We start from the raw sequence: 26,117 nt of genomic DNA, 5'->3' as shown, positions 1-26,117 counted from the left end.
AGCCACAGGGCATAAAAAAGCCCAGCGCTTTGGCTGGGCTAATTGATGGAAACCTGTGGTTTAGCTCGGGACTATACGTGGCTAACGAGCACCATACGGATCGCATCGAGTTGTAACTGGCTGGCATCCAGATAAGTGTTTAACTCTTGCATCTGATTGCGCACGTATTCCAATTCTTCCTCACGGATATTGGGGTTTACCGCCTTAAGTGACTCTAAACGACTCAGCTCAGCGCTCAGTTGCTGAGTCATTTTCTCTCTGGCTTGGGCGACCATTTCATCGACAACCACTTGAGCATATTCTTCACCCTTAGCAAATAACGGATGCAGAATTGGCTGAGATGCGGTGACTAACTTGCCGCCAATGTGACGATTCACCGCGCTTAATTGCTTATCGAAACTGGCGTAATCCACTTTAGCCGATAGATCGTTACCGTTTTTATCCAGCAACACGCGAATGGGTGTAGGCGGTAAATAACGGTACAACTGGCTCGACTTAGGTGCTGAGGCATCGGCCATGTAGATGAGTTCTAAGAATAAGGTACCTGCTGGCAGGGCTTTATTCTTTAGAATTGCGACGCTGGTGGTGCCAGTTTCAGAACCTGTGATCAGATCTAGCCCCGTTTGCACCAGCGGATGCTCTTGGGTGATCAGCGCAATATCATCGCGTGATAACGCTGTGTCACGATCAAAGGTCACTGTTACGCCATCTTCTGGTAAGCCAGGGTAAGTTGGGAACATCATGTGCTCACTCGGGCGCAGAATGATCGAGTTTTCACCCTTATCTTCTTGATCAACACCGATAATATCCCACAGACGGATCACTGAACCGATCAAATGGGTATCACCATCATTCTGGGCGAGGCGCTGGACGATAGCCATTGCCTTCTCGCCGCCGTGTGAGTTGATTTCCAGCAGCTTGTCGCGGCCTTGCTCCATGGCGTGCTTGAGTTCTTTATAACGGCTCTGGGTGTGATTGAGCAGGTTTGTCAGCTCGTCGCTGTCATCAACCACAAGCACGTTTAACAGATCTTCGGCAAATTCACTGTAAAGCACATGGCCACTCGGACAAGTCAGTTCGAAGGCATTCAGCCCTTGGTGATACCACTGCATCAAACGTTCTTGGGCGGTGTCTTCAAGGTACGGTAAGTGAATTTGGATATCATTTTTCTGGCCGATACGATCTAAACGACCGATGCGCTGTTCCAATAGATCTGGGTTTAGCGGCAGATCGAACAGGACTAAGTGACTGGCAAACTGGAAGTTACGGCCTTCAGAACCAATTTCAGAACAGATCAACGCCTGTGCGCCGCCTTCCTCTTGAGCAAAGTAAGCGCCAGCTTTATCGCGCTCGATAATCGACATGCCTTCGTGGAATACAGTCGCTTGAATCCCTTCGCGGGTGCGCAGGGCTTCTTCTAAGCTCAGGGCGGTTTCCGCTTGGCTGGCGATGATCAGCACTTTTTTGCTGCGGTGTGATTTTAAGAACTCAATTAACCAATCCACACGGGGATCGAACTTCCACCAACTGGCGCTGTTATCTTCAAATTCTTGATACAGCTTTTCAGGGCTCAGGGCTTGCGCCGCTTTCGCCTCTAATGACTTGTGTCCGCCCATCATGCCGCTGACGCGTGCGGCTGTTTGATATTGATCTGGCATGGCGTGTGGGTAAGCGTTAAAGAAACGCTTAGGGAAGCCTTTTACCGAGGCACGACTGTTGCGGTACAAGACGCGGCCAGTACCGTGACGGTCGAGTAATTCTTGCAGTAATTCGCTGCGAGCAGCTTGCTGTACTTCGGCATCAATGCCGTCGGCTTGGATTAAACGAATACTTGGGCTGATGTCTTTCTCGCCCAGTAATTCGGTCAAGCTGTTGATGGCGGCGTCGGGTAATTTAGCGTTGCCAGCCAGCGCTTCGGCGGCAATGGCTACGTCTTTATAGCTGTCTTCTTCGGCTAGGAAGGCATCGTAATCGTAGAAACGATCCGGATCGAGCAGGCGCAAACGGGCGAAGTGACTTTCATGGCCAAGTTGATCCGGCGTTGCGGTTAATAGCAAAACACCTGGGATCACTTCGCTTAATGCTTCAACCACTTGATAGGCGCGGCTTGGCGCTTCTTCGGTCCATTCTAAGTGGTGTGCTTCGTCAACCACTAACAGATCCCAATCGGCATCTAGGGCTTGATCGAGACGTTTTTTCTTACGCAGTAATTCGAGTGAACAAATCACTAATTGTTCTGTATAGAAAGGATTGTCGTGATCGGCATAGGCTTCTACACAACGATCTTCATCAAATACCGAAAAACGCAGGTTAAAGCGGCGCAGCATTTCCACTAACCACTGATGGCGCAGAGTATCGGGCACGATAATCAGGATGCGTTCGGCGCGGCCAGTAAGCAGTTGTTGGTGAATAATCAGACCCGCTTCAATGGTTTTACCTAAGCCCACTTCGTCGGCCAGCAGTACACGCGGCGCATAGCGACGACCGACTTCATGGGCAATCCACATTTGATGCGGAATAAGCCCAACACGTGGACCTTGCAGACCAAGCAAATCCGATGAGGCCAGTTTGTGGCGCAACATTTGGCACTGATAACGCACACCAAAACGGTCGAGGCGATCGATTTGGCCGGCGAATAAACGGTCTTGGGGTTTATTGAAACGAATATTGTGGTTCAGCAGGGTTTCACGCAGGGTAACTTGCTCGCCTGTCTCACTGTGAATGCCGTGATAGATCACTATCCCGTCTTTCTCGGTCAACTCGCTGACCGCAAGGCTCCAGCCTTCATGGCTTTCAACCGAATCGCCGGGATTGTATATAACGCGTGTCAGAGGGGCTTCTGCTCGGGAGAACATGCGATTCTCACCCGTGGCAGGGAATAAAACAGTGACCATACGGCCTTCTACTTGAACCACAGTTCCTAAACCAAGCTCTGACTCGGTATCACTTATCCAACGTTGACCTAAGGCGAACGGCATCTTAAATTCTCATTTCTAGGCGGACTCTAACAAAGGGCGCGTATGTTATACCAATACTCGTGATATTTAAATCGCCCTCTCACCCGTTAGAGCCTAATTCCCAGAGTGCTAGATTACAAATTGTACAAGCGACAAAATTGTCGTGCCAGTACATGAAATTGTCACGCTAATGTCACATCCGCGGTTATACACTGCCTCGAGTCTGTATGGTAAACAATGGTTGCTGTATTGTTATCTCGTGAATTTGGTGCCAATATCAACTTAAGGTTTAAGTGCGAGTAAAGTTCTATCAACTTGAACCTTATGATCATTCTTTGCCATATGCTTTGCCAGTAATAGGAGTTGGGTAACTTTTATTGAGACTCAAAAGTTTGTTTAAACTTTAATGAAGCACTCTGGAGGCGCCATGGAACAAGACGACAGAAAGTTGTTTGTACTGGATACCAATGTGTTACTACATGAACCTTTGGCGATCTATTCGTTTAAAGAGCACGATGTGGTCATTCCGATGACAGTGCTAGAAGAGTTGGACCAGATTAAAGATCGAAAGAGTGATGTGAGTCGGGATGCTAGAGTTGCCATTAGGGCATTGGAAGATACCCTAGGTGGTGAAACTACCCCTGAGCAGATTATCAATGGTGTCCCTTTGCCCAGCCGAGAGGGTCATGCCGATGCGGTCGGTTCGCTCTCCATCTTCCCCGACCACCTTGTTGATTTTACCTTAGGCGCCCTGCCGGGAGATGGAAACGACAATCGCATCATCAACACCGCCCTACATCTGCAAAACCTGCATCAACCCCGTACCGTTGTCTTAGTCACCAAAGATATCAATATGCGCCTCAAAGCTAAGGGCGCGGGCATTCAATTGGTTGAAGATTATCGAACTGACCAGTTGATCGACGACATTCGCTTCCTCAGCAAAGGTTTTTACCAGTTCGAAGGTAATTTTTGGGAGCACTTGAACAAGGTCTCCACCGAGCGCCACGGTAGGCACACTGTGCATGAAGTGCCGCTCAAAGATCTCGAAAATGATAAGTTTTACATCAACCAATACCTTATCGACACTGAGTCTGATTTTTGCGGTCGCGTTACCGAGCGCACAGACACCCATCTGCACATTTTAGATCTTGGCCGTGAGCGAGTGAAAAACCTCGAAGCGTGGGGCGTTAAACCTAAAAACGTCTATCAAGGCATGGCGCTGCAAGCATTGCTCGATCCTGATATCGATCTGGTGATCTTAACCGGCCCCGCCGGTTGCGGTAAAACCTTACTCGCCATGGCGGCGGCGTTGGAACTGGTGGTCGAACGTAATCGCTACGACAAAGTGATCGTCACCCGTAACACCCCAGAAATCGCCGAATCTATTGGCTTCTTACCTGGCACCGAAGAGGAGAAGATGATGCCGTGGCTGGCCGCCATTACTGATACGCTCGAAGTGCTACACAAGAATGATGTTAATCCCACGGGTAGCATGAACTACATCATGGAGAAGGCTAACATTCAGTTTAAGTCGATCAACTTTATGCGTGGGCGTTCGATCCAAAACTCCATCGTGCTACTGGATGAATGTCAAAACCTTACCGCCTCGCAGATCAAAACCATGATTACCCGTATGGGCGAGGGCACAAAACTGATTTGTTGCGGTAACTTAGCGCAAATCGACTCTAACTACTTAACCGCAGTAACCTCAGGTTTAACCTACATTGTTGAACGTTTTAAAGACTTTGAAGGCAGCGCCAACGTGTATCTCAATGGCGTGGTGCGTTCACGCTTAGCGGAATACGCCGAAGAGCATCTCTAAAGAGTGTCGGTTTATTTTAGAGTAATCATTAAGGCCTCAGATATTGAGGCCTTAGTTTTATAGAGTAGTAGATTTTTAATCGACTTATCAGTGGTATGAGTAGCCTTTTTCCAGCAATTATTTTATGTGATTGGTAGTTTCTTCCTGCTACTATATGGAGCTCATAGCTTTTGCCGCCGTTGGCTGAAATCAAGCGCTGCAATCAAGGGTAGTGGATGAAATCGAGTGAGCCGGATCTGCAACTAAAATCGCCGATCCAGAAGAACTACAACCGTGCCGTTTTTTATACGTACATTGGCGTTATCGTCATGTCTTTGTTGACCGCATGGATGTTTTTCGACCGTCAAAAAGCGCAGCAGATGGAACAGCGTGAAGAACAGGTTCAGCGCCATGTTCTGCAAATCGATTTGTTACTCGAGTCGAGTATTAGAGCGGTAAAAAGCTTACGCAACGTCGCCGTGGATCATTTGCGCTTAGGCGAACTCGTGCGTAAAGAACGTTTACCCCAATACGGTAAATTCAACGAAAGTGGCCAGTATTTTACCTTAGAACCTAGCTACGCCCAGAGCGGTGAGCCTTTTACTAACATGGGTAGGATCACTGGCGCAGGTTCCCTCGATGGCCGCAGCGACAAGTTCTATCAAGAGCTTGAGATGTTGTTTGAGCTGTCACTGTCATTCCCCGTCGCTAAAGAAGCCGCGCCGAAAGCCTCGGCAATTTATTACCTGTCAAAACGTAGGATCATGTCCTACTTCCCTTGGTCGAATGACGATCAACGTTTTAGGGACGAATTACTCAACAAGAAACAGTTCCAATATGCCACCCCGGCAATGAACCCGCAGCGCAGTGTGTTTTGGAGCGAAGCCTATGTCGACTCCACGGGCAAAGGCTTATTGACCACTTTAGGTGTGCCCGTTTATTTGGACGATGAGTTCATTGGCTCAATTAACTTAGACATGACGCTTGCCTCGTTAGCACGGCAAATTCGGGTCTACTTTAAGATGCCGGGCACAGTGATTTTGCTCGACCAACAGAACAATATTTTATCCCACAGCGATTTTGATAGCTCAGACATCAATCGGGTTTATCACATCAGCCAACGTATTCCCTCTGAGCTGCATTCTTTGCCTGAGTCGGAATTGTTCGATGCCCACGATGGCATCATCCGTAACGGCTATTACATTCACTCGGTTGCCCTGCATAACGCACCTTGGCGTTTACTGTATTTGCAGGATGAAGACGACCTATTCCAAGACTCGTGGGAAAAACTGCAGCTGACCTTTATTTTAGTGGTTATCGCCCTGTCTGTATTGGTGACCATAGTGCATTGGCAGACACGTCGATCTTTTGTGAGTCCAGCCTCGCGACTACTGTCGCATCTTGAGGGTTGCTCGCAAGAACCGCGTAAGCCACCGGAGAAAATCACCCGCGGCTGGGAACCTTGGTTCTTGCTGGTGAGTCGGATTTTTGAGGAAAACAAACAATATACCCACCATTTAGCGGAGCAGAATAAGCGGCTCGATAAGCTAGTTGCGCGGCGTACTGAACGCTTAAAAGACACCACAGAGCGGCGTGAACGCGAATATGCGCTGCTACGATCCCTGCTTGATTCGATCCCCGAAGCCATTGTCTTTAAAGATAAAGAAGGCAACTATTTAGGTTGTAACAAAGCGGCTGAACGCATGCTGGGTTACACAGAGAGCGAGATGATAGGTTTATCATCTGAGGATCTGACCTCGCCAGAAATGGGCATTCGTATCCGCGCCGAAGACGAACAAGTCCTAAAAGATCGCACTCCGCTGCGCTACCAAGAAAAGGTTGAGCTTGCGGGTAAACCTGTGCTGCTCGATACCCTTAAACTGCCTTTCTATAATCGCCGCGGCGAACTGCAGGGCCTGATTGCCGTGTGGCGTGATGTGACGCGCGAATACGAATCCGCCGAACAATTGCGCCTGTCCGAAGAGCGTTATCACTTAGCTATGGATGCGGTGGAGGATGGCCTGTGGGATTGGTATTTAGACTCTGAACAGATCATTTGTAACCCAGCGTATTATTCTATGTTGGGTTACAAAACCAATGAGTTCCCAGCTCTTGTGTCGACGATTGATGAATTATCCCATCCCGACGATCGGATTCGCGTTGAGGAATACCGTGCTCAGTATCTCGCGGACCCTGTCGGCGCTTACGAAATCGAATTCCGTATGTTGGGTAAAAATGGTGGCTATCACTGGGTGTTATCCCGTGGCCGTGTGGTGGAGTTCACCGCCGAAGGTCAGCCTAAGCGTATGCTCGGTACCCATAAGGATATTACCCGCCATAAGAGTAACGAAGTGGCGCTTTTGGAAGCCAAGCAAGACGCCGAATTAGCTAACCTCTACAAGAGTGAATTCTTGGCCAACATGAGCCATGAGATCCGCACGCCGATGAACGCCATTATCGGTATGTTGCAGTTGGCGCAGCGCACTTCGTTAACGGCGCAGCAGAAAGATTACCTCGAAAAAGCCGGTTTCTCGGCGCAATCGCTGCTGAGGATCATCAACGATATTCTCGACTTCTCTAAAATTGAGGCGGGTAAGTTGGAGCTTGAGCGGGTGCCATTCCCGCTGGATAAAGTGCTCGATCATGCCCTCGATCTCAATGCGCTCAAGGCACAGGAGCAGGGCGTTGAGTTACTCTTATATGCCCCTGTGACGGCGGGACTCATTCTTAAGGGTGATCCACTGCGTTTAGGCCAAGTGCTGATTAACCTGTTATCGAATGCGGTGAAATTTACCCAATCAGGCGAAATTGAGCTGGGTTGTGAAGATGTCGGCGAGCGTGATCATCGGATTACCTTGAAGTTCTGGGTGCGCGATACTGGTATCGGCATAGGTAAAGATCAGCAGGATAAGTTGTTTGATGCCTTTGCCCAAGCCGACGGTTCGACCACCCGCAAATACGGTGGCACGGGCTTAGGTTTATCGATCAGCAAGCATCTGGTGTCTATGATGGGCGGTAAGATGCAAGTGCAGAGTGAGCTTGGGGTCGGCAGTACCTTTAGCTTTACCATCAGCTTTGAAATTGCCGAAGCCGCTAAGATTGAGCCTTTAGTCGTGCCGGAAAAACTCAATAGCCTACGCACCTTAGTCGTTGACGATAACCCGACTGCACTGCAAATTTATTCGACCTTGATGCGAGATTTCCACTTCGAAGTCGATACCGCCGCCAGTGGCGCCGAAGCACTTTATAAACTGTCGCGGGCGCCAATCGATCTGCTATTGCTCGACTGGATGATGCCAGAAATGGACGGCAGTGATGTGGTCAGCGCCATAGATACTATGGTCGCCGAAGGCCGCTTAGCAAAACGACCAGTGATTATCATGATGACGGCCTATGCAGCAGAGCCTTTGCAGCATGAAGTCGATAGTGCCAATGTGTTCGCCGTCCTGCAAAAACCCTTCAAGGCATCGAGCTTGTTCGATGAGATCATTGCCGCCTTTGCCGATGAGCCGAGATTGAATGTGGTTCAGCCTATGGTTGAAGTCCAAGTTGAAGACGGAGAACACACAGGTTTAGTGCTACTGGTGGAAGATAATTTTATCAATCAGCAAGTGGCGACTGAACTCCTTAAAAGTGCAGGCTATGAAGTGGTGCTGGCTGGCAATGGCCAAGTGGCGCTGGATACCATCGACTCGCGGCCGTTTGATGCCGTGTTAATGGATATTCAAATGCCAGTGATGGACGGGTTAACGGCCGCAAGGGCATTGCGTGAGCGTTTTAGTGCCGATGAACTGCCTATTATTGCCATGACTGCCCATGCCATGTCGGGCGATAGGGAAAAGAGTTTAGCGGCGGGGATGAATGCCCACATCACTAAACCCATAGTACTCAACGAATTATTTGAAACATTAAATCACTGGATCAAACATAAGAATCAGCATCAGAATCGTTAATTTATTTGCTCGGGGCCAGTGATGGCCTCGCATTATTTACTTTAAATCAATTGCTTGAGATAAGCAGTCATCAAAGATGCCAATGACTTAAACGATTTATAAGGTAAATAACGCAGCCAGCCGTATCAGGAGGAAAGATGAAACCCCAAAGTTTAGCCTTAGCCTTATCCATAGTGCTGTTAGGATTTCCCACCGTTACCGTCGCAGCAGCCGCGCCTAGCGCCAAGATCATTAAGCAAAGCCAAGAGGCGAAAGGGTTTCTTAATCTCTATTACGAGGATTCTCAGGGAGAGTTATACCTTGAGGTCAATCGCTTAAATCAGCCTTTTCTCTTCGTCACTAGTTTGCCGCAGGGCGTAGGTTCGAACGACATTGGTCTCGATCGCGGCCAACTGGGTCAGACCCGCATGGTGCAGTTTGAGCGCCAAGGCCCCTATATTTTACTCAAGCAACTCAATACCAAATATCGTGCTAATACCACTGACGCTGCCGAGCAAAGAGCGGTTGCAGAAGCCTTTGCCGATTCTGTGTTATGGCAGGGTAAAGTGATTGATGGCAAGCCAGATCTGGTGGCGATCAACGATCTGGTGCTCAATGATTTACACGGCGTATCTTCCGTATTGCAACAAACAGAGCAGGGCAATTATCGGCTGGATCTGAGCCGTTCTGTCATCCTACCCAAAGGGATAAAATCCTTTGAGAAAAACGCCGATGTGGATGTGCAACTCACCTTTAAAGGCGATGTCGCAGGCGCGCAGGTCGCACAGGTAACCCCCGACGGCACTTTAATGTCGGTGCGGATGCGTTATTCCTTTGTTGAGCTGCCTGATACTGATTATCAGCCGCGGGCTTATCACCCGATGAGCGGCTATTTGTCAGATGAATATCAAGACTATGCGACGCCCTTTGACCAACCTTTAGTGCAGCGTTTTATCCTGCGCCACCGTTTACAGAAAGTGCATTCTGGCCCTGCGCCAAGCGAAGTCGTTAAACCTATTACTTATTATCTCGATCCCGGTGTGCCTGAGCCGATACGGTCTGCCTTGCTCGATGGCGCGCGCTGGTGGGAGACGGCTTTTACTCGCGCCGGATTTATCAACGGCTTTAAAGTTGAGTTATTGCCTGCAGATGCCGATCCGCAGGATATTCGCTACAACATGATCCAATGGGTGCACAGGGCGACGCGGGGTTGGTCCTATGGCGCTGCACTGACCGATCCTCGCACCGGTGAAATCATTAAGGGTCAAGTCACGCTCGGCAGCTTGCGTGTGCGGCAGGATTACTTGATTGCCAAAGGCTTAACCGCAGGCTGGCAGGATAGAGTGGCGGCCGAGAAAGCGGCGACAGCCTTGTCGCTGGCGCGTGTTCGCCAACTGGCTGCCCATGAAGTTGGCCATACCTTAGGGCTTGATCATAACTTTGCCGCTTCGACCAATCAGGATGCCTCTGTGATGGATTATCCCCATCCGAAAATCCTGCTAAAGGGCAATGATATTGATATTTCAGCGCCTTACACTACAGGTGTTGGCCCTTGGGATGATTTTGCTATCGCCTATGGCTATAGCGAACAAGGCGATGCTCGCACCCAACAAGCGTTGCAAGTCGACTTACTGGCCGATGTGGCGAAACGTGGCTTACGTTATATCGGTGAGGCCGATTCTCGCCAAAAGGATGCGAGTCAGGCCTATGCCAGTTTGTGGGATAGTGGTGACGATCCGATCGAGCAACTAGGTAAGCTCGACAAAATTCGCACTAAGGCGATTGCGGGATTCTCCAGTGCAGCCTTGTTACCCAATGAGCCACTGGGCGAGCTAACCGATGCCTTTACGCCAATTTATTTGCTGACGCGTTATCAAATCGATGCGGTTGCTAAGTTTATTGGCGGCACTGACTATAACTATCAATCTATCGGTGAAGGCAGCCGCTGGAGCTATATTGCGCCGCAGTTGCAGTTAACGGGTTTAGACGCACTGCTTAAAACCTTAGATGCGGCGAGTTTAACTGTGCCGCAAATCTTGCTCGACAGTTTAGTGCCAAAGGCGGGGAATTATCATGCTACGCGGGAATCCTTCGACTCAGGTTTAGGCGCAATTAACGATCCTCTTGGTATGGCTGAAGTATTTAGCCGTCATACCGTGAGCTTGCTATTGATGCCTAAACGTTTGAACCGTGTCAGCCAAGCATCCATGGCGGATAGCGAGCAGTTATCGGTGACGACATTACTGGATAAGTTATTCGCGGCGACCTTGTATCAAGAGGACAAGCTTGGGCTGGTCGAAGGCGTGTGGATGCGAGTGAACGCTGTGGTAATTGATGAAGTGCTGGCAACGCTGCACAATCCTCAAACCTCACCAGAGGTGAGGGCTGCGATCAACGATCGCGCTCAGTTTGTGATTAAGCAATTGAAAGCAAAGTCGAATCGAGCGAATGCAAGTCTTGCGGCCCATTATACTTGGTTGCAACAGGGTCTGGCTGCGGGCTTAACCGATGCTAAGGTTAAGCTGATCCCTAAGCCGTTAACCTTACCGCCGGGATCGCCGATTTAATCTTATGAACATAGGCGCCATTAGGCGCCTATTTCTTTTGGATTTTTCGGATAAAAGTGATCGGCTTTACGCTCTAGATGGGTAAAGCGGCGGGTGTTTTTGTAGGGCAGTTTCATAAAGCCCGACACGCCGTGGCCTTGGATTTTGCCGACATGATGCAAGATGCGATCGAGACTCGCACGAAACGCCGCTTGCTTACGTGGATTGAGCAGCTTCAAGTAACTGTGGATCTTTAAGTGATTCGGCAGTGCCTCAAAAATGATGCAGCCTGTGTGGTGAATTTGGTTGATGCGGGCTAATTCTTCCATGATCTCCACCGGCAATTCGAGGTTTTCGTCGGGATCTTTACCGTCTTCGAAGTAAGAGTGTAACCGTGACTTATCTTCTAAGGTGGGCACATCACCGACTTCAAAGGGCAATTGCAGATCGGCGCTGGCAACAAACGGCTCGCTGATATCTGTTCGCTCGATATGCAGCGTGTCTTTGGCGTTAAAGAAACAGGCCTTAAACACCCCGATACGTTTAATTCCCCGAGCGAGATCTACCATATTGTTGACCGCAATAATTAAGGCACTTTTTTGTTTTGCATCGTAAATCGCAAGATTGGAGTCGATAAACACGCCGGTTTCTTGCCAGTGGATCGCGAGACCGCCCACGATTGGATATTGAGCTAACCGACCCACGGCGGCGATAAAACCTTTTTCGGTGTCGCCCATGCCCGCGAGGAAGTTGCGGTAATATTTTTCGAGCTGAATATCATCCATCTTAGCGATAGGATCTTGGGCGTTATGTTCCTTCAAAAAGGACTTACGCGAACTGTAGCTGACGGTTTCAACATCTTTGTCGCGGGATTGCACCCACACAGGAATTTCACCCTGTAACTCAGCTTTGGGCAGTTCTGGTAAATGCAGTCTGTGGCTGTGGCGCATACTTTTCAAAAAGTAATCGCCGGCAATGTTGCGCTGCTTAGGATCTGTGCTGAGCATGCCCTCTAAGGTACGGGCTAATTCCATTGGTAAGCCAATGCTGGTGGGCGAGATAACTTGTGCGCCGAAGCGGCTTGCTTGGCCTGAGGCGAGGGCATACAGAGTTGCTGCTACACCTTGCTCATCGAAGCGCGGGCTGGAGAGTGCCCCATTGAGTTGCTCTTCGCCGATAAAGTACACATCGCCCATACGGGCGTTGGTATGTTGTTGATCGCTCGACATTAACGCCATCACATTGTCTTCGACGGGCTTGTTATATTCATCCCGCTGGGCAAACACCGCCGATCCCCAATCGATCAACGATAAGTGTTGTTGTTCAATGTCGTAAACCAGATTAGAAGGTTTGATATCGCCGTGCACTAAGGGCTTGCCCGTGCGCAGGTAATACAAGATATCGGCGAGTTGGCGGGCGATGCTCATGACCATAGCTGTGGGCAGGGCGCCCATGCGGCGGCAAAGTTGGTCGAGATCTTCGCCTTTTGCCCGTTCCATCACGAGTATGCCTTGCTTGCCGACTCGCTCAAATTTGATCGCGCCCGGCACATTGGGATGTTTGAGTAAGGACAGCATAAAGGCTTCTTCTTCGAGCCTATCTTGTATATGTTGCGGCAGATTAATCCGCGAGAACTTAAACACATGGGCATCGCCCGCTTGATTGATACCCGCAAACACGAAACCGTAGGCGCCTTTGCCGACCAATTCGATATCGGTATAACCTAACTTGCTCAGCTGCTGTTTACAGAGGCGGATCCACGCCTTGTGTTTACGGGCATCATTGGCTTTGAGCAAGTAAATGGATTGCTCTTCAGAAATATAAAAATGCTGCAGTTGAGGTGTTTGCAAATTGTGCTCCTTGTTTTGTTCATTTAACCAGTAAGCGGGGGCGATAATCAAATAGCGGCTGGCTTTATTTTAGGATTCAGAGCGGCATTAGTGATCAGCGTCAGGCGCGGCTTACCTAACCGATCATTTCGTCACTGACTTTGACTTACATCAAGTTAAATCCTCGCGACTATAGGTAATCTTTGGGACATGAGATGGATTCAGTTTTTGTTAATTAACCCACAGACAAAGTGCAGCTAAGGAGGGCATATGCCCACCCAATATAAAGCCTTGTTGATCGAGCTATTGGAATATCCGCGTAAGCGAATTTTGCAGTCAATGGAAGTGACCCATTGCCCACATGCGGTATTTTTTAATGATAGCGACGAGCAATGTTTAACTTGTCATCAGGGCATGGAATGTATCTGGATGAACCAGAACGACGAGCTGGTGGCCGTGAACGAAAAATCGATTGCCGAGTTAAAACAGCAGTTGTTGATCGCCGTGGATTTTGTTGACTCATCGTTAAGCCCGCACCATTTATCACGGCGTCAATGTCAGTGTGATAACTGTGTTTGGCTGCGTAAAGTGCAAGCCACGTTAGATCAGTAAGTGAGTCTTTACATTGCTGAGTTTGTCGAATGGCAGTCAGCTTTGCATCCGCTTTAAAATGTCATTAGAGTAAGGACAACTTTAGCGAATAGAGATAAACCCATGGAACCCGGTTTTTGGCATGAAAAGTGGCACCAGCAGCAAATAGGTTTTCATCAGCAAGACATCAATCCTTTCCTGGTTAAGTATTGGCAGAAGCTTGGATTACCCGCAGATACGCAGGTTTTTGTGCCCTTATGCGGCAAGTCGCTAGACATGTGTTTCTTGGCCGAACAAGGGCATCAGGTCATAGGTTGTGAGTTGAATGAATTGGCGGTGCAGCAATTTTTCAGCGATAACCAACTCGAGATGACGCAAACGACCGTGGGTGAACACCAGCATTATCAAACCGAACAGATCAGTTTGTATCAGGGTGATATTTTCACTTTACCTAATGCTATCACTCAAGAAGTGACAGCATTTTATGATCGCGCCGCGTTGATCGCATGGCCAGAGAGCATGCGTGCACAATATGCCAAGCAGCTCGCGAGTTTGTTACCTAGCGGCAGTGTCGGCTTATTAGTGACCTTAGATTATCCGCAGGAAGCCTTAATTGGCCCACCTTTCGCCGTATCCCCAACTTGGGTTGAGCAGCATCTGAGTGATGACTTTGACATTGAAGTATTAGCCTCCCAAGATGTGTTGGCTGACAATCCCCGCTTTATTAAAAAAGCCGTGCCTTGGCTTAATGAAGCCGCCTATTTGTTGAAACGTAAGTAGAATTGGCTCGAAAATGGATCTGCAACCCCATTGAATGATCAGCAGTATTGGAGCTTAGAGTTCAGTGGGGGCTTGTCATTAAAACATCATATCTAAAGTTTAAACTGGCAAATTATTTAAGACGAAGTGACGAATAGAAAGCTTTGTTGTCGCGGGACTTTTTGGATTGAGTTTGCTTGAGTCAGCGTAGTTTTAGCTTGTCGGAAGTGTGTTCGTTAGCGAGTTCCCCTTACCACCCTATTCGCGATTGAATTTACGCGACTTCGTAATAATTAGGCTCACGCTCTAATTGATTCTGGATGATCTGTACCGCCATTCTTGCACACTTGCCACATTGATCGGCAACACCTAAGCGCTTTTTCACGTCAGCAAGCGAGCTATCGCCCTGGCTTACGGCATTTTTAATTTGCGTATCGGTGATCGCATGGCAAAGACAAACGTACATATATTAGTCTCCAAAAGAATTGCGCTAATTCTAAATGAAAACGCTTATCAAATGCAATCATGATTTTTGAGTGATTTTCATACATTAACGTTTTTGTTACATGGCGCACGTTTTATCGTCTATGCTAGATGTGTTTTAGCATTACACTGCTAGGCAGTTTTAGAAGTAGGTTCAGGAATATAGAGTCAGGGTGATGATGCCTCACGGATGGATAACTCATGGATGAATAACGAAGAATTAATCAAAGATCCATAAGGTTTCATGAGAACTAATCTACCAGTTACACAGCGAGAATATGATTATCCAGCGGATTGGATTTTATTGTCGACCACGGATACTCAAAGTCATATTACCTACGCCAACCAATCCTTTTGTACCGTTGCCGGTTTTGAACTCGATGCCATGTTAGGCAAGCCTCACAACATGGTGCGTCATCCAGATATGCCTCCCCATGCGTTTGAAGATATGTGGCGCTGCATCAAAAAAGGCGAGCCTTGGAAAGGGATAGTGAAAAATCGCTGCGCCAATGGCGATCACTATTGGGTTGATGCCTATGTCTCACCGATTTCAGTTAATGGTAAAGTCGTTGAGTTTCAATCTGTACGCACTAAACCCACCCGCGAGCAGGTTAAGCGTGCAGAAACGGCTTATGCAGAGTTGAACAAAAAGGGCAGTGTCAGCGCGTTAAAACGTACAGTGAGCATGCCCGCCAAATTGCTGTTACTAGCACTACTTGCCATGCTGCCGATGCTTTACCTTGCTTTGCAAATTGGCTTAATGGGCTTTATTGCCCTAGCGATTAGCATTCTAGTATTGCTGGTGGGCGGTAATCTGGTGCTGAGTCGTTATTACGCTATCGTGGCTAAGGCAAAGCATATCTACGATAACCCCTTGATGGCGCATATTTACAGTGGAAGCTCTGATGATCTTGGCGCGATTGATTTGGCGCTCCAAATGCAGACCTCTGAGCTTAAGTCGATTCTGGGGCGTGCATCGGATTCGTGTTTTAACGTTTCTGAACAAGCCAAAATATCTGCCGCCAAGGGTAAACAAATCCAGAGTACCAGTCAGGCTCAATTGTCTGAAATAGAGCAAGTTGCTACGGCGATGCAGGAGATGACCGCCACATTAGGCGATATGTCTTCCAATTGTGCCGATGCCGCCAGTGCCACGCAAATGGCATCCGCTGAAACCATCAATGGTGATAAAACCGTGTCGAGCACCATTAGCTCGATTCAAGCTATGGCGGAGCAACTGCAACAAACGTCGAAGGTTATTACTGAGTTAGAAGCCCACAGTAAAGATATCGGCACTGTGCTAGATGTGATTCAGAGTATTGCGGGTCAGACGAATCTACTGGCATTAAATGCCGCGATTGAAGCGGCGCGTGCGGGTGAGCAAGGCCGTGGCTTTGCCGTTGTTGCTGACGAGGTTAGGGCATTGGCGCAACGTACTCACGATGCCACCAAGGAAATCCAAAGCATGATTAACCTGTTGCAGCAGGGGACCAATAAAGCTGTAGTCAGCATGCAACAAGGCGTGGTTGCCGCTTCCCAATGCATTTCAACGGCGGATTTAGCGGGTACGGCATTGCGTACGATTCGTGAGGCCATTTCGACCATTACCGATATGACGCACCATATTGCCAGCGCGGTTGAAGAACAATCGAGTGTGGCAAATGAGATGAATCGCAGCGTGGTGAATGTGTCGCAATTTACCCATTCTAGCCATCAACTTGGCAGTGAAATGGTCGGCTTGAACGATGAAGTGACTCGCGAGATGGATTCTCACTCAGTCTTGGTTGATCAATTCTTAAAGCGCAGCTTTAGGGTGTAATCACCTAAAACTTAAGATAAAAAGGCAATAGTCTGACTATTGCCTTTGCTTTTTCTGATCCCTGACTCAATTTCAATTCTCTAACTTAATTCCTGAGCGCTAACTCAATAGCCCTTACTAAAGTCGATTCGATTCTGCAGTGTCTCACCGCTAATGTAGCGGCGATAGTTTTGGCTAAAAATCTCGACGATTTGTGCGGGATGGCTGGGCGCAGAAATATGCGGCGTAATGATGGCATTTCCCCGCTCCCAAATGGGATGGCTATTAGGTAAAGGTTCTTGAGCAAAAACATCTAAAACCGCTTGTTGAGCAGGTTTAGCGATAAGCTGGATATTGAGTGCATCGAGATCGAGTGCATCACCGCGGCCAACGTTAAACAGCACAGCATCATCTTTTAGCTTGCCTAAGGTATCAGCGTTAAGCAGGCTTTGGGTTGCCGGAGTGCTGGGCAGTAAATTCACTACCACATCGGCTTGCGTTAACGTCTGGGCTAAATTGGCCATCGCTTCAATAGCATCAAAACCTTCAACTGTATTACCACTACGATTGATCCCTGTGACATGCATGCCAAAGTGCTTTGCCGTCTTCGCGAGATGCTGGGCAATTGAGCCAGTACCGAGTATGAGTAATCGCATTCCTTGTAAACTTGAGTGGCGTATGGGAGGTTGAACTTGCCACTGTTTTTGCTGTTGCTGCTGGCGATAAAAACCATGACCACGGATATGCGCGAGTAAATAACCGAACACAAACTCACTCATCAGCGGGCCAAAAATGCCTTTAATATTGGTGAGTTGATAGTCTTTTCTGCCCCTTGGGCTCATCAGAGCATCTATGCCTGCAAAGCTTGATTGTAACCATTGCAGATTTTTAGCATGGGGCAATAGGGGCGCGGCGAGTTTAGGTTCGGCTAACCAAATATCAGCATCAATTATGCCCGCTGGATTATCGTCGAGTATCTCTAAATCAGGGAGTTCCTGCGCCTCAATCAAATCGCGATACTGTTGATTTGCCTTCGTTAGCAAGAGTAACTTGTGCCCCATGGCGTCTCCCTTTATGCTTGGTTATTGTTATTTTTCAATGTGCTGTCGTGGCCACTTCGAGGGATTACGCAGCATCTTTTTAGGTTGAGTCATTATGGATCAGTTAGTCGCCCTTATTGCCCAGTTGGGTAACATGCTTCGCCCTTGGGCTTTTGATATTGCTACCGCTATGGTGGTGTGTCTTATTTTGGTTTTTTCAGCGGATGTCAATCGTATCCTAAGGCGTCATTTGTTGGGGCATTCTTTTGTGCTGCGAACATTTGTTTTTATTATTGTGAATGCCTTTGGCTATGGCCTATTGATCGTGAAAGCCACGCCTTGGGTGGCAAGACACATAGTGGCTATGCCATCCCATTGGATGTTTCTGTTAATTGTGGCCATGTTTATTTTTATCGGTTATTGGGCTCAGCGAAATAGCCAAGCTTAATATCGATATCAAGGTTGTCGTTATTCAAAGTAACCAGAGTAATCGGCCGTGGCCACTTGAGCTAAGGCTTGCATGGCACGGTCGGGATAATTGCTGAACACACCATCGACGCCCATCTGCTTAAGTGCATGAATATCATCGCTATGATCGACCGTATAAACATAAACCTTAGCGCCTCTGTTGTGGGCGTCATCCACTAATGCTTGGCTGATAAAGCTGAGATCTAAGTGCAGCGAGTAAGCATTTAGCTCTCCGACCACAGCAGCATTATCAAGTGGAATACTGGCCAGCAGCGGCGCGACTAAAGCCTCGGGCAAAGCTTGTTTAAGTTCGCGCAGATAGGGGTGGTTAAAAGAAGATATCAGTAACTGCTCCTGGGTAAACCCAAGCTGACTTAAGGCCTTTGGATATAAATCGATTAACGGCGTGACGGTATTAATGCCTTTTAATTCAATATTGACTATGCAGCGCCCCGCAATCAGCTCAAGTACTTGCCATAAGGTTGGTATGGGTTCGCCTTTCACATTGATGCTCGCCAGATAATCCTTACTCACTAAATGGATCACGCCAGAGCCCGAGCTTTTATTATCAAGCCTTCGGTCGTGGAACACGACTAACTCACCTTCGACATTATGCACATCGAGCTCGACGGCCTGAGCCCCTAATTCTAACGCCTTAGCCATGGCGGTTAAGGTATTTTCGGCCTGATAACCGCTGGCGCCGCGGTGAGCAAAAATAAGCATGTTCTGCGATCCTATTAGCTTCTAATAATGCCTTGTTGCTCTCGACTTTGACCATTCTTAATATGGATTTCCATCTGCGGATAGGCGAGTTCGAGATTGTTTTCTTTGAGTTTTTTAGTTACTCGTTTATGTAAATCATGGCGCAGTGGCCAACGTGCCGACATATCTTTGGCATATGCGCGCACTTCATAATCTTGGGTGTGTTTACCAAAGCCGGCAAACCAGACTTCAGGTTCTGGGCTGGCAAGTGCATCTTCACACTCTTGCACCGCTTGGTACAGCGTCGCTTCGACTTTGGCGGGATCAGAATCCCGCGCCACCGACACATAAACAATGACCCGCGTAATAGGATCTGACAAAGACCAGTTGATCAGCTGCTCTGTGATAAAGGCTTTGTTCGGGATGATAATTTCCTTTCTATCCCAATCGATAATCGTTGTCGCCCGAATTTGAATTTTACTCACGGTTCCCGTTAAATCGCGAATCGTCACTGTGTCGCCAATCCGCACTGGCTTTTCAAATAAAATGATCAGACCCGAAATAAAGTTGGCAAAAATCTCTTGTAAACCAAAACCTAAACCGAGCGACAGTGCGGCAATCAGCCATTGCAACTTAGACCATTCCATCCCGAGATTAGAGAAGCCGATTAATAGTCCTAAGAACACCACCAGATAACGACTGACTGTTGTGATCGCAAACCCTGTGCCGGGGGAGAGATCGAGCCTTTGCAGGATCATCAATTCAAGTAAGCCTGGGAGATTGGTAGCAATCATCAGCGAGAAACCAACTACTATTAGGCCAAACATCAAGGACTTCATGGTAATGGGCAATTGTTGTTCTAGGCCATTAACGCTGGTATTGGTCGTCCACAGCGTAATGCCATCGAGGAAAGAAAACAGCGCCGTATGGGTTTGAGTCCACAGACCAATCAAACTGGCTAAAAAGGCCAATAACAACAGCGAACGCACTAGGCCGAGGGATTGGCTCGAAATGGTTTCCAGATCGACCACGGGTTCTTCGTAGGTATCGAGTCCATCGGCGGAGAGATGATGGGTTTCACCTTTTTCCCGCTGGGCCAAGCGTTCGGCACGTTTTGCCTTAGCGCGATCGAAGGCGATACGACGACGTTCAATTAACATCCAGCGTTTGATCAGTTGGTATAACAGCAAGAAACCCAGACCAAGTACGATCGACAATTGCAGTTGTAACAGCATTTGGAAAGCGGTGAAGTAGTAACCTCTAAAGGCTAATCCGGCACTCAACAAAGGTACAGAAATCAGCAAGGTCCAGAGGATTTTCTGAATGAGTTTTTTGTTTTTACCGTCTTTCTTCGCATCCGAGTTTTTACGGCTAAGAATTAAGATGTCTTTGTATAACAAGAATAAAACGATACAGAAAACAATAAAGGCACCACGGCCTATGCTGTTGCGCACCAGTGAGGTGTCGAGTACTTCGGTAAAGCCCATCAAGCCCAATAATGGACTGGCGACCAGCACAAAGTGTCTGAGTCGTGATTGTCCGGCTTGGATGAGTTTCGAGGGACGTTTGAAATGGCCCACGAGTACGCCTTTGTCGAGCGTCAGAATAAAGATGAAGCGATACAAGAGGTAAACTAAACCAATCGCCAGTATGCCCATGCCCACTGCTTGCACAAAGTTGCGATCGGATTGATAAAAAATCAATCCCGCCATGATCACTGGGAAAGGTTTTATCAAGGCATAACTGACACTGCAGGCGAGTGCCTTGAGTGTGTAAATGAATTTATCTTGGGTCACATTGCCCACATAAGTGGTGTAATGATTTAGCAAGCGATTGAATTTAGGCGTGATTAAGTCCTGTACGACTAAACACAATACCAGCAATATGATCCACCAAGACCAATAATCGTTTTGCTCTTCCCACGCTTTACCCAGCTCATCCCACTGCGCTTGCTGCACTAGCCAAACCGCGCTGCGCTCAAGGTCGGTCAGCCATAATTTACTGATACTGGCAGCATTAGGCACCCAGAATAAATGCTCGTTAAGGGTATTTTTAAGGGTGAGATGTTGCTGGCTCAGTTGTTGATAGTTGACCTTCAACTTGCCTAATTCACTCAAGTATTGGTCATAGCTTTGCATCAGCTGCGAGATCAAACTTTGCTGCGAGTGCAGTAGTTTAATCTGTTGCTCATTGTACAAGCCGGGCTGTTCTAATTCTTGATCATTGAGGGCTTGTTGCTGCTCTAAATGATATCTGTCTAAGCGCGCATCGGCGATCAGAGTTTGCAGTTTTTCGTGGTTTGGCGGCTTAGGCAGCGATTGCAACATCTGCAAAAAGCGCTCACCAAAGGCGGAGTTCATTTTGACCCAAGTGATCTGTTCTTGGATGTTCGCCAACTGTTTGGCTTGGGATTGATATTGGGTTTCTGCCTGTTCCTGCTGCTCGACCACATTATTGATCTGTAAGGTTAAGGTTTGCAGTTTTTGGCCATAAATCTGGTTAGTGTCGGCAATATTGCGGGTAATGGGATCGAGGACTTTGTCCGTGTTGACTAAGTTTTTGGCTAGAGTGGCATCGGTTTGTTGCTGACGTTGTTTATTGATCGCCTTGTTGATGGTTTCAATCAAGGCTTCTTGCTGCACGAGTTGTTGCCGTACTAGCTGTAATTGTAATTGCGTCAGTTCAATGCGTTTTTGGCTGCTGGCGAGTTCAGCCTCATTGGTCGCAAGGCTTTGTTCAAAGAAGAGTCGTTGAGTTTGTTGTAACTCACCCGTTGGGGTATCAAGTGGGGCGAGTTCAGCCTTTTTGTTTTGGGCGACACTCTGCCTCGCGCTGGCGATCACTGTGGGTAAGTCGTTGTGGCGCTGTAATAAATCGTTTACTTGTCGGCCAAGGGTAGATTCGCTTTCTTTAAGCTCAGACAAACGAATATAGGCCATCGAAGCTTGCTGGCTGAGATCTGTGCCTTTTTCCAGTGAGAGAGGTTTATAGGCTTCTTTCAGTGCTTGGTTGGTGCGCTTCTTGTGTTGTTCAAAATCGATTTGCGCCTGTTGGAAACTGGTCGCACTGGCGGCGAGCTTCTCTATGTTAATTTTTAGGTCGTTAATTTGTTCATCAATGCTGAGATTTTGTTGCTGATCTTGCTTGTTCATGCCAAGACGTTTGTCCAACTGCAAAGGCGAATTGGCTAGGACGGAAAATGAGAAAAAAGCAATAACGAACAATAAAATACGTGGCATATGGGCTAAAGACATTTAGGGGCGAAAGACGCTCCATATTAGCCAAATTGCGTTGAGATTGGTATGTTTCAGGCGTTCTTTTTTCGCCGCTGTGACTGGTGCGATTGATGGGTTTCGAAGATGGCGGTCGCGACTATGATAGTGCCGCCGATTACGGTATTGAGATTGAGCTCTTCACCCAAAATAATCAGCGCTAACATGGCGCCATAGAAGGGCTGTAAGCAAGAGACTAGCCCAACCGTTTTGGCGCTGAGTTGCCTCAGTGCGGAAGTGAATAGCGCATGGGGCGCGGCGGTAAAGACGACGCCGAGTAAAATAATTAACCCCCACACTTCGAGTGAGATGCTGTTCAGTTCCGTTTGGTGCCAAGGCATTAGGAACACCACGGCGACCAAGGTTTGGTAGAACATGGCATGTGGGCCGCTGTACTGGGAAAAGTAGCGTTTGTGCAATAAGTTACGGGCGGTGAACAAGATGGCGGACACTATGCCGATGGCAATGCCCAGCGTAGTGTCGTTACCTAAATTGGCCTCAGGGATGAGTAATATCACCCCTATCAGCACTAACACACCGCTGATCATATCGAGTAATTTTATTTTACTGCCTGTCAGCAACGGCTCGGCAATCACTGTCATCACCGGATAGGTGAAAAACGCAATCATGCCAATGGCGACCGACGAGAGCTGCATGGCGGCAAAATACGTGACCCAATGCAGGCTGACAATAACCCCAAGCCCGATGGCGACCAGATAATCTTGTTTGCTGGCCAGCGTTAGCCGTTTACGGCGGAGTTTGACTAGCAAACCTAACACAGTGGCGGCGACGATACAGCGTAGGAAGGTGATGTCTAGGGCGCTGAGTGGGATTAATTTAGAAAACAAAGCCGTGCCGCCAAATAGCAGCACAGCTAAATGTAATTCAATTAATCCCGAAGGTTTAGCAGAACTCAAGAAGGGTTAATCCGCTTGCTTAACGTCTTTCAGGTTAGCGAAGGCTTGTCCCATGCGCGTTACAGCTTCGGCTTCGACACCTTCAGCAAAGGTCGCGATAGCATCTTTAGCAAACAACATCACCACAGTACTGCCTAACTTGAAGCGGCCCATTTCCTCACCTTTGTCTAAGGTAATGGCATCGGGGCCTTGGGTTGGATATTCCCAAGTGAAGACTTGCTTACCTGTCGGCGGCGTGACTGTGCCTGCCCAGACCGTTTCTATACTGGCAACAATCGTTGCGCCAACCAATACCATGGCTAATGGACCTAATTCGGTTTCGAAAATCGCCACTACACGTTCGTTACGGGCAAAGAGACCGGGTACGTTTCTCGCCGTTAACGGATTCACTGAAAACAGTTCACCAGGTACGTAAGTCATTTTTGATAACGTGCCTTTAATCGGCATGTGGATACGGTGATAGTCTTTAGGCGCCAGATAGATAGTCGCAAAATCACCGCCTTCGAAGCGTTTAGCATCTTCAGCTTGATCGCCAAGCAGGGTTAAGGATGAATAGTGGTGACCCTTAGCTTGGAAGATGCGGCCGTTTTTAATTGGGCCTAATTGGCTTACTGCACCATCGACGGGATGCACCATGATATCGGCGTCCATATCTAACGGACGAATACCGGGTTTAAGGGCGCGGGTAAAAAAGGCATTAAAGCTTTTATAGGCTTCAGGCTCACTCTGCGCCGCTTCGCTCATATCAATTTTATATTGCTTGATAAACCACTTGATAGCGGCCGTGGTTAACGCGCCCGCTTCGGCTGCGGCGAGTTTACCCACTAAACGAGATAATAAGTGTTTCGGCAGCATGTACTGCAGCGCAATTTTAACTTTATCCAATTTTAATTCCTTTTCTTACTGCTCAATCTTTGCTGAGACTGTTGTTATTTATCAATAAGTCGCTATTCGTCAGTGGCCGCGCGGAAATGGCGGGCATGACGTTGTTCATCTAAGCTGGCGATAATTTTATGGTAATTATGAAAGCGATCTGCGCTGATCTTGCCTTGGCTCAGGGCTTCTTGCAGTGCACAGCCGGGATCGTCACCGTGTTTACAATCACGGAACTTACACGCGCCAAGATACTCGCGAAACTCGATAAAACACCAGCCTACACGTTGCGCAGGAAGATGCCAGAGGGCGAATTCGCGCACGCCTGGGGAGTCGATTAAATCGCCGCCACTAGGCAAGTGCAACAGTTTGGCTGTGGTGGTGGTGTGCTGACCTAAACCTGAGTTATCGGAAACATCACCAATCACCAGTTCTGCATCGGGTAATAGGGCATTGATGATCGATGACTTACCCACACCAGATTGGCCAGCAAATACGCTGACTTTATCTTTGAGTATGTCTTTAATGGTATCGATACCATCACCTAACTTGCTGCTGACCTTATAAACTGGATAACCAATATCTTTATAACGCTGCAGCGCTTCATCGATTGCCTGCGCTTCATCGGGGTTGAGCAAGTCAATTTTATTCAAAATGATGATAGGCGGAATATCAGTATCTTCGGCAGCCACTAAATAACGGTCGATGATCTGGGTAGTAAAGCTTGGCAACACCGAGGACACAATCAAAATCTGGTCGATATTCGAGGCGATGATTTTCACGCCATCGTATAAATCTGGGCGTGTGAGTGATGAGCGACGTGGATGAACGGCTTCAACAATACCTGCGATGCCGCTATTGGCTTGGCTCTCAATGGCTAAGCGTACGATCACTTTATCGCCAGTGACTAAACTGGTGACGGCACGGCGAATATTACAGCGCACAACTTGGCCGCTTTCGGTTTCTATGTCGGCATGTTGGCCAAAACGAGAAATCACAGTACCGGGCTGTTCTTGCCCCAGTGAACTATCCTGTAACTCTGGCGTATTTTTTTCGCCACTGTCACGATTGAGTCGCTTCTCGTGATTAGCACGCATACGGCGTAATTGACCTTGGCTTAGGGGTTTCTTTTTACTCACTGATTCGTCTTCGTCAATTAGGTGATTTTTTGTGTCGGAAAAAAGCAGTATGATACACGCTCTTGAATAAAAAAGCCTGAATTTAGGCTAACTGACATGATAAGGCTGATTTATGACGGCAGATGTAAATAATCTCATTTGGATCGATTTGGAAATGACAGGGTTAGAGCCCGACGTCGACAGGATCATTGAAATTGCCACTTTAGTGACAGATCAAGAACTCAATATTATCGGTCAAGGTCCAGTTATCGCGATTCATCAATCGGATGATGTGCTGGCCGCTATGGATGATTGGAATCAAAAGCACCATGGTGAGTCAGGGTTGATTGACCGCGTTCGTGCTAGCCAAGAAACCGAAGCGCAAGCCGTGGTTAAGACGATTGCCTTCTTAGAACAGTATGTTCCTAAGGGCGCTTCTCCAATGTGTGGTAACAGTATTGGCCAAGATAGACGCTTCTTAAATCGTTATATGCGCGAGCTGGAAGATTATTTCCACTACCGCAATGTGGATGTCAGTACGATTAAAGAGCTAGTGAAGCGTTGGAGCCCAGAAACTATGGCGGGCTTTAAGAAGCAAAACACTCACCAAGCACTGCAGGATATCCAAGAGTCGATCGCTGAATTGCAGTATTATCGCAGCAAAGTATTTAAAATTTGACCGATCAGTAGATAAATATGCAAGAAGGGGTTGCAGCCGCATGAATTTTTCATATAATGCGGCCTCAACTTTTTGATGCGAACAGAGATGTACGGTCATTTAGATTGAATGCGAGATTAGCTCAGTTGATAAAGGTTGATAGACGATACCTTTGTTAATGTTGAAGGCAAATGTAGCAGCGATACAAAAGGCGACATTAGCTCAGTTGATAAAGGTTGATAGACGATACCTTTGTTAATGTTGAAGGCAAATTTAGCAGCGATACAAAAGGCGACATTAGCTCAGTTGGTAGAGCGATACCTTGCCAAGGTATAGGTCATCGGTTCGAACCCGATATGTCGCTCCAAATTCT

17 protein-coding genes and 1 tRNA gene are annotated in these 26,117 nt (G+C 47.9%); 9 read left to right on the top strand and 9 right to left on the bottom strand.

Going from position 1 to position 26,117, the window contains the following annotated elements:
- Nucleotides 1-71: 71 nt before the first annotated feature.
- Nucleotides 72-2,978: an RNA polymerase-associated protein RapA gene (rapA, locus tag BM607_RS17665; RefSeq protein WP_071939986.1), complete on the bottom strand. Its 2,907-nt coding sequence runs from the start codon at nt 2,976-2,978 to the stop codon at nt 72-74.
- 406 nt (nt 2,979-3,384) lie between these two features.
- Between rapA and BM607_RS17660 the strand changes: the two genes are divergently transcribed.
- The 3 genes from BM607_RS17660 to BM607_RS17650 all read left to right on the top strand — a co-directional run bounded on the left by BM607_RS17660 (nt 3,385) and on the right by BM607_RS17650 (nt 11,257).
- Nucleotides 3,385-4,779: a PhoH family protein gene (locus tag BM607_RS17660; RefSeq protein WP_006080025.1), complete on the top strand. Its 1,395-nt coding sequence runs from the start codon at nt 3,385-3,387 to the stop codon at nt 4,777-4,779.
- 215 nt (nt 4,780-4,994) lie between these two features.
- Nucleotides 4,995-8,711 carry a response regulator gene (locus BM607_RS17655; protein WP_006084221.1) on the top strand — a complete coding sequence of 1,239 codons (3,717 nt, stop codon included), beginning with the start codon at nt 4,995-4,997 and terminating at the stop codon, nt 8,709-8,711.
- Between the two features lie 137 nt (nt 8,712-8,848).
- On the top strand, nt 8,849-11,257 hold the full coding sequence (locus BM607_RS17650) for a zinc-dependent metalloprotease (RefSeq protein ID WP_071939985.1): 2,409 nt from the start codon (nt 8,849-8,851) through the stop codon (nt 11,255-11,257).
- 20 nt (nt 11,258-11,277) lie between these two features.
- On the opposite strand, the gene BM607_RS17645 is transcribed toward BM607_RS17650, so the two are convergent.
- The gene (locus BM607_RS17645) at nt 11,278-13,086 is read right to left on the bottom strand and encodes a protein kinase (RefSeq protein WP_011845712.1); all 1,809 of its coding nucleotides are present in this window, start codon (nt 13,084-13,086) and stop codon (nt 11,278-11,280) included.
- A gap of 249 nt (nt 13,087-13,335) precedes the next feature.
- On the opposite strand from BM607_RS17645, the gene BM607_RS17640 reads away from it, so the two are divergent.
- Together BM607_RS17640 and BM607_RS17635 are read left to right on the top strand one after the other, a co-directional pair.
- Nucleotides 13,336-13,677, top strand: coding sequence for a hypothetical protein (locus BM607_RS17640; protein ID WP_006080029.1), 342 nt, complete (start codon nt 13,336-13,338; stop codon nt 13,675-13,677).
- Nucleotides 13,678-13,779: 102 nt separating this feature from the next.
- Nucleotides 13,780-14,436, top strand: coding sequence for a thiopurine S-methyltransferase (locus BM607_RS17635; RefSeq protein WP_071939984.1), 657 nt, complete (start codon nt 13,780-13,782; stop codon nt 14,434-14,436).
- 253 nt (nt 14,437-14,689) lie between these two features.
- Here the strand turns inward: BM607_RS17635 and BM607_RS17630 are convergent, their stop codons facing one another.
- Nucleotides 14,690-14,881: a bacterioferritin-associated ferredoxin gene (locus BM607_RS17630; protein WP_006080031.1), complete on the bottom strand. Its 192-nt coding sequence runs from the start codon at nt 14,879-14,881 to the stop codon at nt 14,690-14,692.
- A 261-nt stretch (nt 14,882-15,142) separates the two neighbouring features.
- Here BM607_RS17630 and BM607_RS17625 point away from each other — a divergent pair, with 261 nt between their 5' ends.
- Nucleotides 15,143-16,717 carry a PAS domain-containing methyl-accepting chemotaxis protein gene (locus tag BM607_RS17625; protein ID WP_071939983.1) on the top strand — a complete coding sequence of 525 codons (1,575 nt, stop codon included), beginning with the start codon at nt 15,143-15,145 and terminating at the stop codon, nt 16,715-16,717.
- Between the two features lie 104 nt (nt 16,718-16,821).
- Here the strand turns inward: BM607_RS17625 and BM607_RS17620 are convergent, their stop codons facing one another.
- The gene (locus tag BM607_RS17620; RefSeq protein ID WP_006080035.1) at nt 16,822-17,757 is read right to left on the bottom strand and encodes a D-2-hydroxyacid dehydrogenase; all 936 of its coding nucleotides are present in this window, start codon (nt 17,755-17,757) and stop codon (nt 16,822-16,824) included.
- Nucleotides 17,758-17,851: 94 nt separating this feature from the next.
- Between BM607_RS17620 and BM607_RS17615 the strand changes: the two genes are divergently transcribed.
- Complete coding sequence (locus BM607_RS17615; protein WP_006080036.1) at nt 17,852-18,184, top strand: DUF3392 domain-containing protein; 333 nt, start codon at nt 17,852-17,854, stop codon at nt 18,182-18,184.
- Nucleotides 18,185-18,204: 20 nt separating this feature from the next.
- Here the strand turns inward: BM607_RS17615 and BM607_RS17610 are convergent, their stop codons facing one another.
- From BM607_RS17610 to rsgA, 5 genes are all read right to left on the bottom strand, one after another.
- A complete protein-coding gene (locus BM607_RS17610) occupies nt 18,205-18,927 on the bottom strand; it encodes a glycerophosphodiester phosphodiesterase family protein (RefSeq protein WP_071939982.1) in 723 nt (240 codons plus the stop codon).
- A gap of 14 nt (nt 18,928-18,941) precedes the next feature.
- On the bottom strand, nt 18,942-22,145 hold the full coding sequence (locus BM607_RS17605) for a mechanosensitive ion channel domain-containing protein (protein WP_071940050.1): 3,204 nt from the start codon (nt 22,143-22,145) through the stop codon (nt 18,942-18,944).
- A 68-nt stretch (nt 22,146-22,213) separates the two neighbouring features.
- Nucleotides 22,214-23,095, bottom strand: coding sequence for a DMT family transporter (locus BM607_RS17600; protein WP_071939981.1), 882 nt, complete (start codon nt 23,093-23,095; stop codon nt 22,214-22,216).
- A 6-nt stretch (nt 23,096-23,101) separates the two neighbouring features.
- A complete protein-coding gene (gene asd / locus BM607_RS17595) occupies nt 23,102-23,980 on the bottom strand; it encodes an archaetidylserine decarboxylase (RefSeq protein ID WP_011845719.1) in 879 nt (292 codons plus the stop codon).
- A gap of 62 nt (nt 23,981-24,042) precedes the next feature.
- Nucleotides 24,043-25,107 carry a small ribosomal subunit biogenesis GTPase RsgA gene (gene rsgA, locus BM607_RS17590; protein WP_006080042.1) on the bottom strand — a complete coding sequence of 355 codons (1,065 nt, stop codon included), beginning with the start codon at nt 25,105-25,107 and terminating at the stop codon, nt 24,043-24,045.
- Between the two features lie 112 nt (nt 25,108-25,219).
- Between rsgA and orn the strand changes: the two genes are divergently transcribed.
- Together orn and BM607_RS17580 are read left to right on the top strand one after the other, a co-directional pair.
- Nucleotides 25,220-25,765, top strand: a complete 546-nt coding sequence (gene orn, locus BM607_RS17585) for an oligoribonuclease (protein WP_071939980.1) — start codon at nt 25,220-25,222, stop codon at nt 25,763-25,765.
- Between the two features lie 270 nt (nt 25,766-26,035).
- Nucleotides 26,036-26,111: transfer RNA gene (locus BM607_RS17580), tRNA-Gly, on the top strand.
- Nucleotides 26,112-26,117: the final 6 nt, after the last annotated feature.

The sequence above is a fragment of the Shewanella sp. SACH genome, from assembly GCF_001887095.2.
Lineage (GTDB): Bacteria > Pseudomonadota > Gammaproteobacteria > Enterobacterales > Shewanellaceae > Shewanella > Shewanella baltica.
The sequence above is the reverse complement of the archived record's forward strand: the minus strand, read 5'-3'. Positions and strand labels throughout refer to the sequence as shown.

Excerpts from the sequence above, each read along its gene's own strand:
- rapA (WP_071939986.1), bottom strand. The coding sequence starts at position 2,978 with ATGCCGTTCGCCTTAGGTCAACGTTGGATAAGTGATACCGAGTCAGAG.
- BM607_RS17660 (WP_006080025.1), top strand. The coding sequence starts at position 3,385 with ATGGAACAAGACGACAGAAAGTTGTTTGTACTGGATACCAATGTGTTA.
- BM607_RS17655 (WP_006084221.1), top strand. The coding sequence starts at position 4,995 with ATGAAATCGAGTGAGCCGGATCTGCAACTAAAATCGCCGATCCAGAAG.
- BM607_RS17650 (WP_071939985.1), top strand. The coding sequence starts at position 8,849 with ATGAAACCCCAAAGTTTAGCCTTAGCCTTATCCATAGTGCTGTTAGGA.
- BM607_RS17640 (WP_006080029.1), top strand. The coding sequence starts at position 13,336 with ATGCCCACCCAATATAAAGCCTTGTTGATCGAGCTATTGGAATATCCG.
- BM607_RS17635 (WP_071939984.1), top strand. The coding sequence starts at position 13,780 with ATGGAACCCGGTTTTTGGCATGAAAAGTGGCACCAGCAGCAAATAGGT.
- BM607_RS17630 (WP_006080031.1), bottom strand. The coding sequence starts at position 14,881 with ATGTACGTTTGTCTTTGCCATGCGATCACCGATACGCAAATTAAAAAT.
- BM607_RS17625 (WP_071939983.1), top strand. The coding sequence starts at position 15,143 with ATGAGAACTAATCTACCAGTTACACAGCGAGAATATGATTATCCAGCG.
- BM607_RS17620 (WP_006080035.1), bottom strand. The coding sequence starts at position 17,757 with ATGGGGCACAAGTTACTCTTGCTAACGAAGGCAAATCAACAGTATCGC.
- BM607_RS17615 (WP_006080036.1), top strand. The coding sequence starts at position 17,852 with ATGGATCAGTTAGTCGCCCTTATTGCCCAGTTGGGTAACATGCTTCGC.
- BM607_RS17610 (WP_071939982.1), bottom strand. The coding sequence starts at position 18,927 with ATGCTTATTTTTGCTCACCGCGGCGCCAGCGGTTATCAGGCCGAAAAT.
- BM607_RS17605 (WP_071940050.1), bottom strand. The coding sequence starts at position 22,145 with ATGCCACGTATTTTATTGTTCGTTATTGCTTTTTTCTCATTTTCCGTC.
- orn (WP_071939980.1), top strand. The coding sequence starts at position 25,220 with ATGACGGCAGATGTAAATAATCTCATTTGGATCGATTTGGAAATGACA.